The following is an 18,346-nucleotide window of genomic DNA, read 5'->3' as shown; positions in this document are numbered from 1 at the left end:
TAAAATGATTAATGAAGGTAAACCGAATTCATTTTTTAAGTCATTACAAGCACTTGAAAGTGTTGTAAATTTGCTAATCAATTCGGAAGAAAAATTACGAAGTTTAGGAGACAAAGAAGTTAGTTCTAAAGAGTTTCAATATAGTGTGATAAGAGGATTATCTCAAATAATGACTGAAGAATACAAAAAAGATGTAACTAAACTAATTAAAGACTATGTTTTTTATGGTAATAAAGACTTAAAAAAAGTTGTTGATAAAATTATAGATGTGGAACGGGAACATGCCTGGAAAGATAAAGTTGAAATTGATGTTTCTTACATGATCAAAACAAAAACTGGCGAAGCAATTAACATTTCTGATAGAGCTGATTTGATGAATTTCAAGCACAAAAATATACGCGATTTAAATATTGAAAAGTGGTTTGATGAATTGGTTGAATATGGCTCTGGTTGGCTCCCTAAAAAATTAAAAGGAGCTAAAGCAAAAAATTTGGCCGTGAAAAATATTGAATCTTTGCTTGCATTTCCAGTGTATACTACTATTTCTGACACTAATCTTAAACGTTTCGTGTCTGAATTTGAATTGCAAAATATTATTAAGAAAGATCCTAAGAAATATTTAGGTGATTTTTTTAATACTTTTGAATATGATAAAATCTTTATGGCAGGTAATTTCATAAATATTCAATATCCTAAAGGTTATCCTAACAAAAGATTGTTGAATTTAACTACAAGAACTAAACAAAATTTTTCAGCCAGTAAAAAATATGCGCGTGTTGTAGCAAAAATAAATAAGCAGAGTAATGATGGCATTGGTCTAAATGCGGAAGTCTATGGACCTAATCTTGTTTCTTTTACTAAAGATTTTACGAATTTTTTGCAAAAAGAATCTTATACTTACCACCTTGACAATAGATTTTTAAGAGGTTCTTCTAATTATGAAAATATTGGTGTTGCAGACATTATTTATTGTGATAGAGAAATGTTAGGTAGTGCTTTTAAAATTATAGAACGACCGGATTTAATCTTGAATGAGAAAAATGCAGCTTCTTTAAAGAAATTGTCCAAGAAACTAATACAAGGTATTTGGCTAGATTTTACAACAAAGAATAATATTCCTATGGAATTGCAGATTAAGACGCCTGTAGGTCAATTGATATATGAGGATGGTGTGTTTAGCCATTACTCTAAAGATTATCATTTGAGAAGAACTTCTGATGTTCAGAAAAATTTACAGAATAAAAAAAGAGATTTTATTGTTGATTACATCGCTAAAGAGATAATTTTTAAATCTTTTAAAGAAGCCACTGGAAATTATGAAGAACAATATTTTAATGTGCGTTGGTAATGTTTAATTCTTATAAAAAAGATTATAAAAAGATAAAAAAATTATAGTAATGGGTTTTGTCCGCCGTATAGCGCATAGAATGCTCCATTTTTAAATTCTAAACTAAAAACGTCATTATTGCATTTTGTTGCTCTCATTTTATCTACTTTAATTTCTCGCACTATATTTCTTCTAAAAGGCGTTAGTCTTAGAACAATTATTGCGTCTGAAAGGAAAGCCTCATTATCAAACATGTTTCTACTTGCATCTGTTATTTCTTCTGATATCATGTATGATGTTATTTTTTGTTCTTTTAAGAATTCGAAAAAATTAAAGAGTTCCATTCGGGGGTTGTCAAAAGTGCTTAGTGTATACAGTGCTTGGAGTGAGTCAAAAGTTAACAGTTCTATGTTTACTTCTTTCTTGGTTCGTAATATTATGTTTTTTACTACGTTTATCCAGCTTCTATTTTCGCTTGTTTTTACGTCTTTTACCTGACCTCTTATTGCTGCCAAGTCAACAAGTATTAGGTTTCCTCCTGTTTTATTTGCTTTTTTTAACAGTGCTCCGAATTTGCTTAGATCATTTATGTTTATGGTATTTATTTTACTTAAGTCATACCCCATATTTTCCATATTTAGTATTATAGATTCAAAGCTTTGCTCCAGTGAGATATATAATGAATTTTTTTGGTTAAGTAGTGTTTCGTTGTATTGTACGCTAAAACATAGTGAGGATTTCATCGTTCCTGCTGATCCATGTATTAATGTTATGTGTCCTTCTGGGATTCCGCCTTGAATATTTTCATCTAGTCCTTTTATGTATGTTTTTATCCTCTTTAGATTAGAAGGTTTACTGATATCTTGGGACATTATTTCTCCACCTCTTTCTTAGTGCTTAGTCGTATCACTTTATATGTTTTTTGGATTTTTAAGGTGTGTCCTTAGGTCTTTCTTTTTCGTATTACAAAGTATTGTTAGCTGCTTCGCAGTCTAAGTTTCACTAAGAAACACAGATCTTTAACGTGTTCCACTTCGTGTTTCTCTTAATTGAGCTCTAGGGTAATACAGATATTTGGAACAAACCCTAACTTTTAATAAGTAAAATAACTAAAGTGTGTTATTGATTTTATTAAAAGCTATTTAATGCAATAAAAGTTTGTTGAAACAATTTATCTCCATTTTAAAAGATGGATTTTTCTGGCTTTCGTATGCAGAATTTAGTCTTGAAAACAATCAGGAGTTTATGTTTTTTTGATTTCGTAGAGTATTACTTTCCCTTTTTTTGTGGTTGCTGCTAAGTATTTGTTTTTTATTGTTATTCCTGTGATTAAATCTCCTGTGTTTTCTTTATAGAGTATTTTTCCTTGTATTTTTCCAGGGTCTTTTGTTGGTATTTCTGAAAAGTTTGATTCCTGCATTACTATTCCTGATATTCCTGGTATGTATTCGTAATTGTATTCTCCAGTTCCATTTATTATATATATATTTCCGTCGTATGAGGGTATTGCTAAGTATTTTTTTTGATCTATTTCAAATATTTTTGGTTGTGCCACAACCCAAAAGTTTGTTGCGAAATTCCATTTTTCTATTCCTTTATCACTTAATATGTATGTGTTGTTATCTGTACTTCCTATTATTATTTCAGTTAATTTGTCTTCGTCTATGTCTCCTATTTCTGGTTCTGCATATATAGATCCTTTAGTTTCAAATTTCCAATTTAGGTTTCCTTTTAAATCTAAACAGTATACATTGTTGTCTGTTGAGCAAACAATTATTTGGTTTTGATTAAATATTATGGGGTTGCTTATTATTTTGTTTTTTGTTTTATATGTCCAATTTGTGGTTCCATTTTTTGACAGGTTTATTACGTTTCCTTCGCTAGTGCATATTATTATTTCATCTTTTAAGAGTATTGGTGATGCTTCTATTTTTTCTGATGTTATGTATTTTGCTATGAGTTTTCCTTGTTCATCTAGAATGTAGATGTATTTGTCTGTGCTTCCTATTACTATTTTTTTATCTTTGTATGTTGGGGAGCTTCTTATTGCACTCTCTGTTTTATATGTCCAATTTAGCTCTCCGTTGTCTGTTAGAGAATATACTGTTCCGTTTTCATTTCCAAAGATTATGTTAGTTTTGTCATTTGTTGTTGTTAACAAAGGTTTGCTGTTTATACCATGCCCTGTTTTTGTATCTACGAAAAGTTTTTCTATTTCATTTGTTTCTTCTTTTGTATCAAATTTCCAATTTAGGTTTCCTTTTTTGTCTATGCTTAGTAATTCTCCGTTTTCAGTAGGTATTAGTACGTAGTTTTCTTTGTTTTTTGTTATTATTTGTGGTTCGGTAGTTATTGTTTGATGTATATTCATTTCAAATATTTTTGTTAGTATTAGTTTTTTTGGCATTTTTTTGGATTCTTTTTTTGGTTTTTATGTTTTGTTCCTTTTTTGTGGGTTTTTAATACTTTTTGTATTGTTTTTATGTTTTTACTTCGAAAACTTTAAAAACGTGGTTTTGTATTTTGTTTTTGGGTTATTTATGGGTGAGTTGTTAAAAGATATTGAATCTTATTTGAGGAGTGGTTTGTCCATTTCTGATGTTAATAGGAAACTTTTGAAAGCGGGGTATGCTGAGTCGGATATAGTTGTTGCTATGAAAAGTATTGCCCGGGAGTATGCAGATCATAATGATTTCGTTTCTAATGATAGTTTGTCTAAGAAAAAGTATTTTTTAGATAGGTTTGGATTTGGTTTGGCGTCTAATCAGGTTTTAAGTGTTTTGTTTTATTTAACGGGTGCAGGTTTTTTTTTGATTGGGTTTTTGAATGTTTTAAGGACTTGCATCACCACTTTTTTTTCCACTTTTTTTAGAGAGTATTATGATAAAGCTAATTTTAGAGTGTGGTTTATTAATTTTAGTGGTTTGGTTTTTGGGTTTAGTTTTTTGTTTATTGCGTTGGCGGTTTCTCTTGGTTCTATTTGGCTTTTCGCAGTTAGTTTTTTAGTTGGTTCTGTAGGTGTTGTTATTTATGGTGATTTATTCAGGACGTTTAGAGAGAGTTCTAGTAAGGGTTTTAGTGTGTTGGTGTCTCCTACTACTGCGTTTTTTGGTGTTTTATTGATGTTTTTTGGTTTTTTAGGTAGTGCGGTTTTGATGGATTTGGTTCCTTTGTCAGGGGTTTTATTTAGTTTGAGTGTTTTTGGTTTTGATTTTAGTTTTCGTTTGCATGGTTTTTTGATTGCTTTTGAGTTAACAACTATTGTTTTTATTTTGTCTTCTTATTGGCTTTCTAGGATGAAGTTTAGAAATTTTACTAAGAAATTATCTTTTTTTGAATTTAAGACTTATTTTATCGAATCTGTTTTTAGAAAAGGTAAGAGGTTTTTATATAATAAACATCTTTTGATGTTAGGTCTTGCTACTTTGTTCTTGGCGGTTTTTCAGTCAGCAACTTATAGTTTGGCAGGAGTTTATATTTATTCGGAATTTGAGCCTATTTTTTTGGGCAAATTTATGAATCTTGTTTTTGTTTTTGGTATTCCTTTAGTGTTTTCTATTTTCGGGCCGATAATTGCTTCTAGGTTTAATAAGTATCTTGGTTTGTCTCCTTTGTTGGTGTTTGGCTCTGTTCTTGTTTCTTTTTTTCCGTTAGCCTTATCTATGAATAGTTTTTTGCCTGCTTTGGTTTTAGCTAATTTATTTAGTATTTTTGGAGCTAGTATGCTTGGTGGGGGTAATAGTTTACTGGCGTCTAGATATCTGAATTCTTTTGATAGGAAATTATTTTATTCTTTTTCAAGTCTTATTATTTTAATTCCTTTTTTTGTTTTGACATCCGTTCTTTTTTTTATGGGTTCAAGAGTTGGATATTTGGATTTTTTTAGGATTATTGGTGTTGGAGTTTTGGTATTTTGCATTCCGATTTATTTTTTGTTAGTGTTTTGGGCTAGAAAAGGTAATTTAGTTGATGCATAAGTTACTTCTTTTGTTTATCTTTGTTTTTTTTTGAATGGTTGTTTATACGCTTATTTTGTTGTTGTTTTAAAAAATTATTGGTTGTGGTGTTTTATTTGTGTCAAAAAATCTAAGAATTTGATATTTGCCTTGAAAATCATTAAATTTATATAATGTTTTTTTTAATAAGGTATTTATGCCTGATTTAAAGTTTGATCCTACGGATAAGTTGCATTCTCAGTTCGTTGCTACTTTTGAGATTGAGCACGAGGATATTTTTCATTTAAAGAATATATACAAGTTAATTCATGAGTGGTTTAAAATGTATAATTTCACTTCTCCAGATACAGGTAATGAGAAAATTGAGACGTTGTATTTTGAGAAAATTCTTGGTAATGGCAATTCTGAGCATCACATTTGGTGGAGAACTCATCATATTCCTAGCAATAATAAGTATTATAAGTATTATCTCAAGCTTGATTTTCAAACTTTGAATATGGGTAAGCACAAAGTGACTCATAAAGGTCAGCAAATTGGTACTAATAAAGGAGATCTTATTCTTAGGTGCACTTCTTGGGTTGTTTTGGACTATATGCATTCTTGGAGGAATCATCCCATTTTGAAATATTTTGATGAGTGGTTTATTAAGAGGATTTATAAAAAACAGATTGATTTTTTGAAGACTGATTTATGGATTAAAACTTATAAGTTACATGATACGATTAAACAATATATGAAGCTTAAGACGCCTTCTAATATGCCTAAGCCTTTTCATAGTGAATTGGGACTTTGATAATTCTTTTTTTTTCGAGGTTTAGATGTTAATATTTTTATATGGTTTAGTTGTTCTTGTTTTTTATGGATGAAATATTTAAGAGGATTAGTTCGGTTTTGACTGTAGATTCTAATGTGGATTTTTCTTTTTGTTTTGGCAGTGCTAATTCAGGCGTTGATTTGAATTCTTTGTCCATTAATGATTTTTTTTCTTTAAAATCTGTTTTTACTGATAAAAAATTTTTTTTTATTGATGGTGGTTCTTCTGTTTTGTTTTGTAATCCTCTTTTTTGTGTCTCTTTTTTAAGGGTTGCTTATGTTGCTTATGTTGGCGAGAAGAAGGTTGAAGTTTCTTCTGATGAATATTTTGTGAGTGGAGTTTTGGATAAAATAAATGGGCGAATAGTTTTAACTGCTGAAAATGTGGCCTTAGGAGTTGTTAGAGAAGAATTCGTTTATTTAGATGATAGTTCTAAGAGTGTTGACTTTGTTGGTATTATTAATGGTTTTAGAAGGAAGCTAGAGTTGGAACTTGTGTGTTCTTTATGTTTTGATAATAAACATTGCTGTGTTGTTCTTGATGGCGATTTGGATTTTGGTGAACACGTTGATTTGTATGATTCTGTGGTTTTAAATTGTGTCAAAAATGGCGTTTTTGTTATTGGTGTTGCTAAAGGTTCTGATTTAAGGACGGGCTCAGGGTATCCTTTGTTGTTAGCTATGGATGTTGTGGCTAAAAGGTTTGCTTTGAAATCTTTTTTTGTTCCTCTAATTTCTAAATTTTATGAATCTGTATCTTTGGGAGTTGTTTCTTTTAATGAAAATTCTAATCTTTTGTTTAGATTAGATTATTTTAGTTTTCAATCTGATCATTTAGCTGATTTATTGTGCGGGCTTTGTTTTTTTTCTTGTGATTCTGCGTTATTAGGATATCCTTATGGGTTGATTGAAGTTGATGATTTAGCAAGAGTTAGTGTTGAAGAAACAAATTTTTTGAAAATTGAGTTTTTTGAAAAATTTAAGGATTCTGATAGTTTAGAGTTTATTGATAATTTGTGGGAAGTTCATAGTTTTCTTGATAATATGAAATTTTAGGTTTTTTGTTTATGACGTTGTTTTTTGTGTGTTATTTGTTTTTTTTTGTGGAGCGTGTCACTAACATCTGTATTGCTCTAAAGCTCAATTGAGAGAAACACAACGCGGAACACGTTAAAGATCTGTGTTTCTTAGTGAAACTTAGACTGCGAAGCAGCTAACAATACTTTGCAATAAGAAAAAGAAAGATTTGGGACACGCCTTATTTTGTGGTAAAATTTATATAGTGTTGTTTTTAATCTTTTATTTAGAGGTGAGGGTGTCTGTTTGATATAATTTCGGTTGGAAGCAACACAGTTGATATTTTTGTTAAGACTAAGGCGTCTGTTATTCATGTTAATACTGGTAAAAAGATTAAAAAAAGCGATTCTTGTTTGGTGTATCCTGTTGGTGAAAAAATTTTAGTTAATCATTTAGAGCATCAGATTGGTGGAGGAGGTACTAATACTGCTGTTTCTTTTTCTAGATTAGGTCTTAGGACTGGTTATGTTGGCGTTATTGGTAAAGATGATGAAGGTTTGAAAGTTTTTAGATTGCTTAAGAAAGAGAACGTTCATTTTTTAGGTGTTCTTGGTAAAGTAACTGGTTTGAGTGTGGTATTGGATAGTTTGCATGATGATAGGACTATTCTTACGTATAAGGGTTGTAATGATAGTTTAAGGTTCAAAGATATTGTTAAGGCCAATCTTAAGACTAAATGGTTTTATTTCAGTTCTATGGTTGGAGAGTCTTTTGATGCTTTAAACGATTTGGCTTTGTTTGCAGAATCTGCTAGAATTAAAGTTGTTTTTAATCCTTCTTCTTATTTGGTAAAGAAAGGTGCGGCTTACCTTAATAATATTTTGTCTAGATGTCATTGTTTAATTCTTAATAAGGATGAGGCAAGGGTTCTTTCTGGAAAAAAGGATATAAAAAGTATTTTGAAATTTTTGAAGACTCATGTTAAGGATTTGGTCGTAGTCACAGATGGTAAAAATGGTGCTTGGTGTTATGATGGCGATTTGGTTTTACAGTCTAAATCTTCTAATAAGTTAAAAATAGTAGAAACTACAGGAGCTGGAGATGCTTTTGCTTCTGGTTTTACATCAGGTCTTGTCTTAGGGAAAAATTTAAAAGCTGCATTTAAAATGGGTTTTATACAAGCAGAAAGTGTAATACAATCATATGGGGCTAAGAACAAGCTTTTGAATTATGATGAGCTTGTTAAGTTGTTGAATAAGGATAATAGAAAAATCGTTGAGTACAAATTGAGGTGAGATGTATGTTATTTTTTAAGAAGAGATCTATTATTAAGGATGGAAAATTTTTAATTTTAGCTTATGATCAAGGATTTGAACATGGGCCTGCTGATTTTAATTTAGAAAATGTTAATCCGCAGAGAATTTTTGATATTGCGTTGAAGGGTGATTATACTGCAGTCGCTGTTCAGGCAGGCATTGCTGAGAAATATTATTTGGGAGAAAATAGAAAGGTTCCTTTAATTGTTAAATTGAATGCTAAAGATAGATTTGATAATTATGATCCTGTTTCTTTAAGTCATACTAGTGTTAAGTATGCTAAAAAGCTCGGAGCCTTAGGTGTGGGGTATACTATTTATTTGGGCGCGTCAAGAGAACAAGAGATGTTTAGAGAGTTTGGAATGATTTGTGAGGAAGCTAAAAGGTTGGGATTGTTGGTTGTTTGTTGGATGTATCCTAGAGGGCCTTCTATTAAAAATGATTTAGATACTGATATCATTGCTTATGGTGCTCGTGTTGCCATGGAATTAGGTGCTGATGTTGTTAAAGTTAAATATAATGGGGATCCTGAAGGGTTGAAGTGGATTATTAAGTGCGCTGGCAGGGCTAGAGTTGTTGTTGCGGGTGGTAAGAAAATTGGCGAAACTGACTTTTTTAGTGCGATTTCTTCAGCTATTGCTTCTGGAGCTTCTGGAGTTGCTATTGGTAGAAATGTTTGGCAAGATTCAGATCCTGAATCAATTTCTAAGAAGTTAAGTGAGATTGTTTTTGGAGTTAGTAAAGAAACTAACTAATTTTTTTGGGTATTTTAAGCATTTTGTTAATTTTTGGCGTGTATTTAGTTTTGTTTGCTTATGTTTAGTTGTTTTTTTATGTTTAGTTTTTTTGGTGGATGATTTGTTGTTTGAGTTTAATAACAGTTTAATCAAAATCTTTATATACCTATGTTTTTATTTGTTTATATCCGTGGACTGAGGTGTATGTATTGAATTTCACTCTTACTTTGAGCAAGATTAATTTATCTGACATTCATAAGGTAGGTTCTAGAGCGCTTGATCTTGCGATTTGTGCGCAAAATAGGATTCCTGTGGTTTCTAGTTTTGTTGTGCCTCATGTTTTTTTTGAGGAATTTCTTAGTTTTAATGGTTTAGATGTTAAGTTACAGAAGTTGACTTCGGATGCTGAAGGTTCACATGGTGATTTTGAGGTTGTTTACAATAAAATTAAATTTTTATTTAGTAATTCCGGGTTTCCTCCTGATTATTTGGAGCAATTAAGGGAGTCTTATGAGGCTTTTTCTATGGGTGCTGATTCTTTTGATGTTTCGTCTTTGCTTAGCAAAAAGGATGAGAGGGTGAATTTATTTGTCAGTCCTGATTATGATTTGCCTCTTAGTACTTTTAAAGGTGTTTTTCTTAATATTTGCGGATTTGATAATTTTATTTGTGCTTTGAAGTCTTGTTGGTTAGCGATGTTTTGTCCGGAAATGCTTAAATATCGTCTTAAATTAGGGATTAAGAAGTTTTCTATGGGTGTTGTTGTTCAGAGTATGTATAAATTTCCTTTTACTTGCGAAGTTGATTCAGGTTCTAGTCTTTCAGGGGTTTTTGTTTTTGCATATAAGGGTCTTTTGGATATTACGAATTCTTTTTCTAAAGATGAGTTTTTAGTTAGAAATGAGTATTTGGAGTTGGTTGATGCAAGTGTTGTCAGGCAGGAATTTGCTATTTTGGCTTCTGATAGATCAGGAATTTTAATTAAACGTTCTTTGGGTTCTAAAGGTGATGGTCAGAAGTTGTCTAATTTTCAAATAAAGGAGGCTGCTAGGCTTTGTAAGAAAGCTAAATCTGTTATTGATAAGGATTGCAAAGCGTATTTTTCTGTTTCTAGTGATGCTTTTAAATTATTTTTAGTTGATTCTTTTAGTTCTAAGTCTGATATTTCTGAAAAGTTTAGTGTTGATGACACTTCTTATGGAAAACTTGGTGGACAACGAGTCATTTCTAAGAAGGGCGATGTTGATGTTTTTGACTCTAAAGAAGATTTCGCGATAGATGATGTTAAAGAAGTTTCTTCGGGTGAGTGTGTTGTTGAAGAACGTTCCGATTATCAGGATGATGATGGGGATTTTTCTAATGATTCATCTGTTGAGGAAGATAAATTTGTTGTTGAAAATACTATTGACCCAGATATTAAAAGTGCCGATGAGTTGATAAATGATTCTTCTGAGGATGATTTTATTTTAGATTCTGATTCTTTAGATGAGAATTCTAGTTCTTCTAGTTCTTTGGGTTCTTCTGTTTCTTTGCTTGATGAGTTGAAGTCTGTTGAAACTTTGTTGGTTGAAAAAGTTTATTCGTTTTATAGAAGTAAATATGGTGATGAGCCTCTAAGTTTAGATGATGCTTTAGCTAGGTTGGCGGAGTACCCTAATTTGGTTGGTCTAAGGGAGATTGGGGTATTGAAAAATTTTAAGGAATCTATTTTAAATGGTGAGTTTGTTGAGGAGGATTCAGTTAGGGAATTAATTAATAAGGCTAAAGAGTTTCCTGGAGGTTCCTTTTGATGGCTTTTGCTTTATTTAAGAGGCCTGAGCCTCGTATGGTTCAGATTGAGCAATCTGATATGTCTGTTGTTAAACAAATTTTTGATTTGATTGGTCGCTTGGAGAAAGAGTTGTATTCTTTGAGTGAGGCTTTAAGATCTAATGATGTTGCAGGGGTTGGTGCTAGGTTGGCGGAGTTAGAGAATACTTTTACAAGGGTTAAGACTAAGATTGATAGCTTAATTGTGGATGTTGATACTATTATGGGTATTGAGGCTCAAAATAAAGATTACATTATGTTTAATGATAATGATTATATTATGGATAAGAAAGAGAGATTGCAGTTGATGAGTGATACTTTGGAGGAATTGTTGGAGTTGTTAGCCCAGCATCCTGGTTTATCAGAATTAAAAGGCGATTTGTTGCAGTTTCTTTACTCTAAGTTGAATTTGTTAATTAATTCTCTTAATAGTGTTGGTTATGATGATCAGGCTATGAGTTCTGTTTATTCTAGAATTTCTTCGTTATAATTTTAGGTGGGTTATTTGTCTTGTTAGCGTTTTGTGTATTTTTATTTTGATTATTTTTTGGGGGCGCCATTTACTTTTTTGTATTGTTTTTGTTATTTTTTTGTTTTCTGGGTGCACCAGTATTATGTCTTTGGTGGTTGTTTTTGCATTTTTTAAAAAGTCAGATACTAGTTCTTGTATTTTTTGTTTTAGTTTTGAGCTTTTTCCGTAGGGTATGTCTGTTATTATGGATTCTGTTTTTTCTTTCCATTCAGTTGCTTTTTGCGTTTTAAGTTCATATTTTTGTATTCCGTAGTGTTCTAGATTTATTTTTGCTTTTAGTATCATTTCAGAATCTATATCTCCTCCTTTTATGTTTTTGAGTATTTTCCCGGCTTCTATTAGTATGCCTCCGCTTCCGCAGAAGGGGTCTAGCATGTTGTTTTTTGCTTCTGAGATGTTTATTAGTGCTCTTGCTAGTTCTGGGTTCATGCTTGTTGGGTGTGGGGCTGGTCTTTTGTCGTTTTTTCGTTCTTGGTATTTTTCTTTATTTTCCCATATTTTTATGCATAGGTGGTTGTTTTTTGCTTCTTTTATGATTGTTATTTCTGTATCTGGGTTCTTCAAATTGACTTTTCCTAGTTTGTTGTTTTGTTTTAGGTTGGTTACTATTTCGTCTATGTTTTTAGTTTCTTGTTTTTTTTGAGTGTTTATTATCGTTATTTTGTATGTTTTTTTTGGTTTTGATATTTCTGGGTATTTTGTTGTCTGGATTTTTTTTAGGAGAGTTTTGTAGTTTTTTTGAGTTTCTAGGATTTGGTATGCGTTTTTTGTTAGGGCGAGTTTGTTTAGAGCATTCATTATTTTGTTTTTTTTGTTTTGTGGATTTTTTATTATTGTTATGTTGTTATGTTGCTCTGGTGTGTTTTTGAGGTATTTTTTTATGGTTCGTAGAATTTCATATTTTGCTAGTTCTGGGTAGTTTTGTTTTTGTGTTGTTAGAATGTTTTGTTGTTTGGTCATGAGTTTTTTTGTTTTTGTCTCTTATTAAAAATATGTCGAAAAAACCTTGTTTCAATTTTGGAACGCTGTTTCAAAAATAGAAAGGTTTATATAGTTCTCGTCTATAAATGTTTTTATGGACAAGAAGGATATTTTAGAAAGTTTATTTGATAAAAAGATGATAAAGGTCTTAAAATTGTTTATTAATAATTCCTCTGATGAGTATTATTTAAGGGAGATTGCTAAATTGACAAGGGTTCCTCCTGCGACGGTGCATAGGATTTTAGGCACTCTTTTGAAGTTAGATCTTATTTCTGAAATTAGGGTGAAGCATCTAAAAACATATAGGTTTAATCCCGAGAATAGTGCTTTTTTGATAGATTTGTTGGAAGATAAGACTTCTGCAATTCAAGAATTTATTCAGTTCATTTCAGGGGTTTTAGGCGTTCAAATGGCTGTTTTGCACGGTAAAGAAGAAAAAGATAAGGCTAGTATTTTGATAATGGGGGATGATATTGATAAGGATTCTATTAGAGAGAAAATTGTGGATATTAAGCAGAAATATAAGTTTAATATAATACATTTGGTCTTGTTGCCTGAGCAATATGAACAAATGGTGTCTATGGGATTGTATCCTGGACAGAAGAAAATTCTTTTTTCTAAATAGTTGTGAAAACTGTATTATTGAAAATATGCTTTAGAGTATAGAAATATTTATATATAACTTCAGAGACTATTTAAGTTAATTATAAAGTTGCCAAAAAAGCGAGTAAATAATTGATTTCCGAGATGGATTTGGCGGTTCTGATCGGAGCCAAGGGTTGATTTTTTCAGCTTGGGGAAATAAGCGTTTTAACAACACATGGACAGCAGAAGATAGCGTTAGCTATGCGCTTTATCATGATCTTGCAATTTTGGTGATACGAAGGAGGTATTTCCCAGTACCCGATTCGCAATCGAGAAAAAAACCACGGAGGGGGAACAAATGAGCGGAGAATTTGAACAAATTGATGTTGGACAGGCAAATATAAAAGTTGTCGGAATGGGTGGAGCAGGATGTAATATGACAAACTGGCTCTACATGAAAGGTATTCAAGGAGCAGAAATCCTTGCATGTAACACTGATCAACAACATTTAAATGTTGTAGAAGCTGATAAGAAAATTCTGATTGGTAAAGATGTTACAAGAGGTCTTGGCGCTGGCGGTTATCCTGAAAAGGGTGCAGAAGCAGCTCAGGAGAGTATGTCTCAATTAAAAGAATCTTTAAAAGGTGCAGACATGGTATTTGTATGTGCAGGAATGGGAGGAGGAACAGGAACAGGTTCAGCTCCGGTTGTAGCACAAGTTGCAAAAGATATGGGTGCTATAGTTATAGGCACAGTTACTATGCCTTTCAAGATTGAGAGGGCTAGAGTTGATAAAGCAGAATTTGGTCTTCAAATGCTAAGAAAACAATCAGATACTGTTATTGTTATCGATAATAATAGATTGGTTCAAATTGCAGGTAATTTGCCGGTTCAACAAGCATTTGCTGTAGCTAATGAATTAATTGCTACAATGATTAAAGGAATTGTTGAAACAATAGCGGTGCCTTCACTTGTAAACTTAGATTATGCTGATGTTAAGGCAATAATGACTAATGGAGATGTTGCAGCTATTGGAGTTGGCGCTTCAGATACGGCTAATAGGGTTGAAGAAGCAGTTAAAGGTGCTTTGAGCAATCCTTTGCTTGATATAAGTTATCAGGGAGCTTCAGGAGCAATTATTCAAGTTCATGGCGGAAATGATATGACTCTGGATGAAATCAATAAAATTGGAGAACTCGTAACAGAATCTATGGATGAAGATGCTAATGTTATTTGGGGCGCACGTGTCACAGATGATATGAAGGGCAAATTGACTGTTATGACTATAATTACTGGTGTTAAATCTCCATGGATTTTAGGCAAACAAAGTGCTAAGCAAGCAGAAGCTGCTAGGGCTCATTTAAGTTCCGAACTAGGAATTGAAATTGTAAGATAAAGACTTTTTATTTTTTTTAGTCTTCGCTCGCAAAGAAAATTTATTTTCATGTCTTCTTTGCCTTCACTTACCTAACCCCCAACGCGATTTGTGAAGGCAATTTTTTTTTATTTTAACTGTTTATGCTTAATTAAGAAATAATGAGGGTGTTGTGTTGTTAGTCAGGTATTCTTTTAGAAAAATTTTAATAATTGTAGGGTTTTTAGTTGTGTTATGGTTGATGAAGATGTATTGAATGATTCTCAGTTAAAAGAGTTGTACATTTTACTAAATGATATGAAAAAATATGCTCATGAGAATGATTGTAATGCTGTTTTGGAATATAAAAAAAAGATGGGGACTATAACGAGAAATGTTCCTTCAACACACATAATGAAGAAGGGCTCTTCGTATTATTTTTATGATGGTGCTAGGAATGCTTATCAAAATAGTGTTTCTAAAATGAATGAATCGGAAAGAGATAGAAGGGTTTTTTTGGATGAGGGGGATGAGTTTTTTGATGCTTTTGAAAGAAAGCTTAAGAAAATGAAGGTTGTTGTTTAACTCTTTTCTGAATTTTTCCATTGTTTCTTTTCAATAACTACCTGTCCTGAAATATTCTTCAGGGTTTATATTTTTAGAAAGATAAGAGTTAAACTCTTTTGTTTTTTCTATTGTGTTTTTCTTGATTTTCTTTGTTAAGGTGTCGAAATTATTTTTCGGGGTAAGATTGTATGTTATTAATCCAAATATTGCTATTGTTGCAGGTGCTATTGCTATGCCTCCATAGATTAGTCTAGGATCTCCTTGTATTATTCCTCCTATTATGAACGCTGCGCTTATGCCCGTTGTAGATAAAAATGGTGAGGTTTGTGGATTTTTTTCGAAAATGATGTCTGTTGCTAAGTATTGTTCTTTTTTGAAATTGCTGTATACTAAGCTTTTTTCTAATATTCCGGTGTATCTTTCATCAATTATCTCTGCTTTTTCGAGTTCATGTATTTGTTTTATGTCGTCTAGTGAGATTATTTTGCTTTTTTTGGCGTTGTGTATGCTAAATCCTTTCTGTTCTTTGTAGTGCTCATCGAGTTTTTGTATTCTGAAATATGTGTTTGCTACGTCATTTACGAAGTCTTCTACTTGGTTGTATGTTATGTTTATATTGTCGTGTGTTTTGTTTAGGTTTTCTATTAGGTCTCTTCTTGATTTTTTAATTATATTTTCTTTTTTGCTTAGTTCGTTGAATTTTTCATCTATTGCTTTTACTTCAGCTATGTTCTTTATAGAAGTTATTATTGGGCTTTGGTTGTTCATTTTCTATGGCTAATCATAAAGAATTTATATATTTTTACTATTTTTGAGTGGTTTTATTAGAAATATTTATATGTGTTGTTGTGTTAACTGTTATTATGATGAACAACTCGATTTCAAACATTGTTAAAGTGAGCGTTGGTGCGGAGGGTAAATTTAGACCTGAAAATGTTCTAAGGGGGAAAGGGTTGGAAGTTGTTTATTTTAACCTGCAAATGAGTGCTGATCTTCCGTCGGTTAGACCTGATTTTTCGTTGGCTAAAACTCCTAAAAAAGTGTCGTATTCGAATCTAGACGATTTTATTGATGGTAATTCTATGCTTTTTACAGAATATTATGATGGCGAAAAAGAACTTAACAATCTAGGTGTAATTGATACGTGGGCAGATAATTTTATTGAAAAATGGGGTGAAAAAAAATTCAAAGAGTACGGTGTGCAGGTTTGGGATTTGCATGGATTCCGTGTTAGTTCTACTTATAAGGAAGGAGAAGCCAGATTGTTTAAGTGTGCACCTAAAAATAGAAGTGTTTGGGATTCTTTGTCTTCAAAAATATATGGTGTCTTAAAAAAAGAGAATGTTCAGCCTAAAGGTATGTATTTATTTGATGGAAAGTTTATTGGTCACATGCTTTAAATTATTGCGCGCTAAAACGTAGATTAAGTCTGATAATCGGTTATGTATTTGTATACTTCTGATGAGCTTGTTTTCTCGAAACATTGATGCTAGTGCTATTTCGAATTCTCTTGTTCTTATTGCGCGCTAGCGGAAGGGGTTTAATGCCGGCCTTTAGGTCGATGGCACGCAATCTGAGCGCGTATAAACATTTGGTTTATAGCGCACAGAAATGCTGTTGTGTTTTTTGTGAATCGCGATAAGCGACTGAGTCGTAATACTCCGTCCTGCACAAAAATCTTTGATTTTTGTCGTGTCAGAATCTTTGTTTCTGTGCATTTAGGGCGGAGATACACGAAGAAATTTTTTTTGATTTCTGTGTGCAAGAAATTTTTGGTTTCTTAGCAGACTCGGAGCAGCGATTTTCATTATTCTTGCTTCGTTGAGTCTTGCACTGGTTTCTTATGTAAAGCGTATGAAGAAGTTATTTTTTGATTATTTGTTATTGTTTAAAGAAAAACACTTCTTATATTTTATTACTTTCAAGTAAAAAAATATATAAAGGAGGTCTTATTTTCTTTTTTAATGAAAAATAATGATCTTCAAATTGAGGTAATTGATGGCATTATGACGGGACTTAGAAAGTCTGGAAATGAATTTATATATCCTGGTTATAAATTAAGAACAGTTCCTAAATCTCAGAGACCTGAAAATTGGGATAAATATTCTGAATTCAGCATGTTTCCTGTTATAGGTAAGGCTGCTAAGAATATAAAATTTGAAAATAAAGAAGTGTACGTTGGGGAAAAACACGGAATAAGTAGAAGTCTGCCGTGGAGAAAAACAGAAACTGAAAATGAGTTTACACAGATATACTTTCCTGATTCTCCTGTAAAAAATGATAAATTTGATCCTAATAATCCTAAGGCAGCTCCTGAATTCATATCTCTTCCATATAATTTTATTCATTTAAAGTCATTTAATATTGAAGAAAATATTCTTAAAACTGATTTTAAAATTAGAAATATTGCAAATCAGGATATGAAATTAGAGTATGGTTGGCATCCTTGGTTTAACATTCATGGCTCTGTTGATGATGGCAAATTCGATATAGGGGGAAAAGATGTGGTAAGTCTAAAGGATGTTATAGAACTTTCTAAGACCAAAGAGCATCCTATTTTTGAAGGTGTTGATGAAGTTGTTTATTCTAATGATAAGAAAGGAATACATCTTGTTATGAATACAAAAGGGTTTGATAATATGGCGCTTTGGAGCAGAGGTCCTGAATATGGAAGTTTTTGTATGGAGCCAATAACTCATAATCCAAGAAGAAAGGGAAGAGAGCCATTTATTCAGGGAGAGTATACGACTATTCAGCCGGGGAAATCGAAAGAGTATTCTGTTGCATTAAAACCTATAATAACTAAGAAATGAATTTATTGTTGTTTCTCTTCTTTGCAAGCTAAGACGTAGATTAGGTCAGAAAGCCGGTTTATGTATTTGTAGACTTCTGAACGTATCTTTCCTTCTAGATGCTTTTGTGTCATTGTTATTTCGAGTTCTCTTGTTCTTATTCTTGCTTCGTTTAATCTACAGGAAGATTCTTTTGAGAACCTGATGAAGAAGTCTATTTTTTGGTTGTATTTATCTATGTTCTGCTCTAGAGTTGTTATGTTTTCTTCTGTTATTGGTTCTTTGAGTTTTTCTGTTCCTTCCTGGCTGATTTCTCCTGCGCTTTGCCATAGTTTCTTTTGAACATCTTCAATAATTTCTATGATTTCTGTATCTGAAAGAACTATTTTTGCATAATCAAGACTTGCCTGTAGGGTGTCTATTTTTCCTCCAATTATTATGATTGGGTCGTCTTTAGGTATTTCTTTTCCTGAATATGTTCTTGTTGTTCCTTTATCTCCAACTTTTGTGTAGACTTTCATTTATTGTGATATTTTGTTTTTATTTATTAATTATTTGGA

Annotated in this window: 18 protein-coding genes; 13 read left to right on the top strand and 5 right to left on the bottom strand. The window is 31.9% G+C overall.

Annotation, left to right across the window (positions count from 1 at the left end):
• Nucleotides 1–4: 4 nt before the first annotated feature.
• Nucleotides 5–1,348, top strand: a complete 1,344-nt coding sequence (locus K9L97_00400; GenBank protein ID MCF7871477.1) for a hypothetical protein — start codon at nt 5–7, stop codon at nt 1,346–1,348.
• A gap of 41 nt (nt 1,349–1,389) precedes the next feature.
• Here K9L97_00400 and K9L97_00395 read toward each other — a convergent pair whose 3' ends face one another.
• Both K9L97_00395 and K9L97_00390 read right to left on the bottom strand, forming a co-directional pair.
• Entirely contained in the window at nt 1,390–2,199 is an 810-nt protein-coding gene (locus K9L97_00395; protein MCF7871476.1) for a hypothetical protein, read from the bottom strand.
• A gap of 371 nt (nt 2,200–2,570) precedes the next feature.
• A complete protein-coding gene (locus tag K9L97_00390; protein ID MCF7871475.1) occupies nt 2,571–3,734 on the bottom strand; it encodes a PQQ-binding-like beta-propeller repeat protein in 1,164 nt (387 codons plus the stop codon).
• A 103-nt stretch (nt 3,735–3,837) separates the two neighbouring features.
• On the opposite strand from K9L97_00390, the gene K9L97_00385 reads away from it, so the two are divergent.
• From K9L97_00385 to K9L97_00355, 7 genes are all read left to right on the top strand, one after another.
• A complete protein-coding gene (locus K9L97_00385) occupies nt 3,838–5,304 on the top strand; it encodes a hypothetical protein (GenBank protein ID MCF7871474.1) in 1,467 nt (488 codons plus the stop codon).
• 301 nt (nt 5,305–5,605) lie between these two features.
• A complete protein-coding gene (locus K9L97_00380) occupies nt 5,606–6,076 on the top strand; it encodes a hypothetical protein (protein MCF7871473.1) in 471 nt (156 codons plus the stop codon).
• Between the two features lie 65 nt (nt 6,077–6,141).
• Nucleotides 6,142–7,152 carry a DNA double-strand break repair nuclease NurA gene (locus K9L97_00375; GenBank protein MCF7871472.1) on the top strand — a complete coding sequence of 337 codons (1,011 nt, stop codon included), beginning with the start codon at nt 6,142–6,144 and terminating at the stop codon, nt 7,150–7,152.
• Between the two features lie 377 nt (nt 7,153–7,529).
• Nucleotides 7,530–8,408, top strand: coding sequence for a carbohydrate kinase family protein (locus K9L97_00370; protein MCF7871471.1), 879 nt, complete (start codon nt 7,530–7,532; stop codon nt 8,406–8,408).
• 5 nt (nt 8,409–8,413) lie between these two features.
• Nucleotides 8,414–9,184 (top strand): fructose-bisphosphate aldolase, encoded by a 771-nt coding sequence (locus K9L97_00365; protein MCF7871470.1) that lies wholly within the window; start codon nt 8,414–8,416, stop codon nt 9,182–9,184.
• A gap of 191 nt (nt 9,185–9,375) precedes the next feature.
• Nucleotides 9,376–10,956 carry a hypothetical protein gene (locus K9L97_00360; GenBank protein MCF7871469.1) on the top strand — a complete coding sequence of 527 codons (1,581 nt, stop codon included), beginning with the start codon at nt 9,376–9,378 and terminating at the stop codon, nt 10,954–10,956.
• The gene (locus K9L97_00355) at nt 10,956–11,465 is read left to right on the top strand and encodes a hypothetical protein (protein MCF7871468.1); all 510 of its coding nucleotides are present in this window, start codon (nt 10,956–10,958) and stop codon (nt 11,463–11,465) included. The genes K9L97_00360 and K9L97_00355 overlap by 1 nt, the downstream gene beginning before the upstream one ends.
• On the opposite strand, the gene K9L97_00350 is transcribed toward K9L97_00355, so the two are convergent.
• Nucleotides 11,460–12,467, bottom strand: coding sequence for a methyltransferase domain-containing protein (locus K9L97_00350; protein ID MCF7871467.1), 1,008 nt, complete (start codon nt 12,465–12,467; stop codon nt 11,460–11,462). The genes K9L97_00355 and K9L97_00350 overlap by 6 nt on opposite strands.
• A gap of 115 nt (nt 12,468–12,582) precedes the next feature.
• Between K9L97_00350 and K9L97_00345 the strand changes: the two genes are divergently transcribed.
• The 3 genes from K9L97_00345 to K9L97_00335 all read left to right on the top strand — a co-directional run bounded on the left by K9L97_00345 (nt 12,583) and on the right by K9L97_00335 (nt 15,012).
• Nucleotides 12,583–13,113, top strand: coding sequence for a helix-turn-helix domain-containing protein (locus tag K9L97_00345; GenBank protein ID MCF7871466.1), 531 nt, complete (start codon nt 12,583–12,585; stop codon nt 13,111–13,113).
• 318 nt (nt 13,114–13,431) lie between these two features.
• Nucleotides 13,432–14,469, top strand: coding sequence for a cell division protein FtsZ (ftsZ, locus tag K9L97_00340; GenBank protein ID MCF7871465.1), 1,038 nt, complete (start codon nt 13,432–13,434; stop codon nt 14,467–14,469).
• Nucleotides 14,470–14,682: 213 nt separating this feature from the next.
• Nucleotides 14,683–15,012, top strand: a complete 330-nt coding sequence (locus tag K9L97_00335; protein MCF7871464.1) for a hypothetical protein — start codon at nt 14,683–14,685, stop codon at nt 15,010–15,012.
• Between the two features lie 30 nt (nt 15,013–15,042).
• Here the strand turns inward: K9L97_00335 and K9L97_00330 are convergent, their stop codons facing one another.
• A complete protein-coding gene (locus tag K9L97_00330) occupies nt 15,043–15,762 on the bottom strand; it encodes a hypothetical protein (protein ID MCF7871463.1) in 720 nt (239 codons plus the stop codon).
• Nucleotides 15,763–15,857: 95 nt separating this feature from the next.
• Between K9L97_00330 and K9L97_00325 the strand changes: the two genes are divergently transcribed.
• On the top strand, nt 15,858–16,394 hold the full coding sequence (locus tag K9L97_00325; protein ID MCF7871462.1) for a hypothetical protein: 537 nt from the start codon (nt 15,858–15,860) through the stop codon (nt 16,392–16,394).
• Nucleotides 16,395–16,958: 564 nt separating this feature from the next.
• Complete coding sequence (locus K9L97_00320; GenBank protein ID MCF7871461.1) at nt 16,959–17,807, top strand: hypothetical protein; 849 nt, start codon at nt 16,959–16,961, stop codon at nt 17,805–17,807.
• 2 nt (nt 17,808–17,809) lie between these two features.
• Here the strand turns inward: K9L97_00320 and K9L97_00315 are convergent, their stop codons facing one another.
• Complete coding sequence (locus K9L97_00315; protein ID MCF7871460.1) at nt 17,810–18,307, bottom strand: ATP:cob(I)alamin adenosyltransferase; 498 nt, start codon at nt 18,305–18,307, stop codon at nt 17,810–17,812.
• Nucleotides 18,308–18,346: the final 39 nt, after the last annotated feature.

It is taken from the genome of Candidatus Woesearchaeota archaeon (assembly GCA_021735165.1).
Taxonomy (GTDB): Archaea; Nanobdellota; Nanobdellia; order Woesearchaeales; family 21-14-0-10-32-9; genus JAIPET01.
This window is presented reverse-complemented; position numbering and strand designations above follow the sequence as displayed.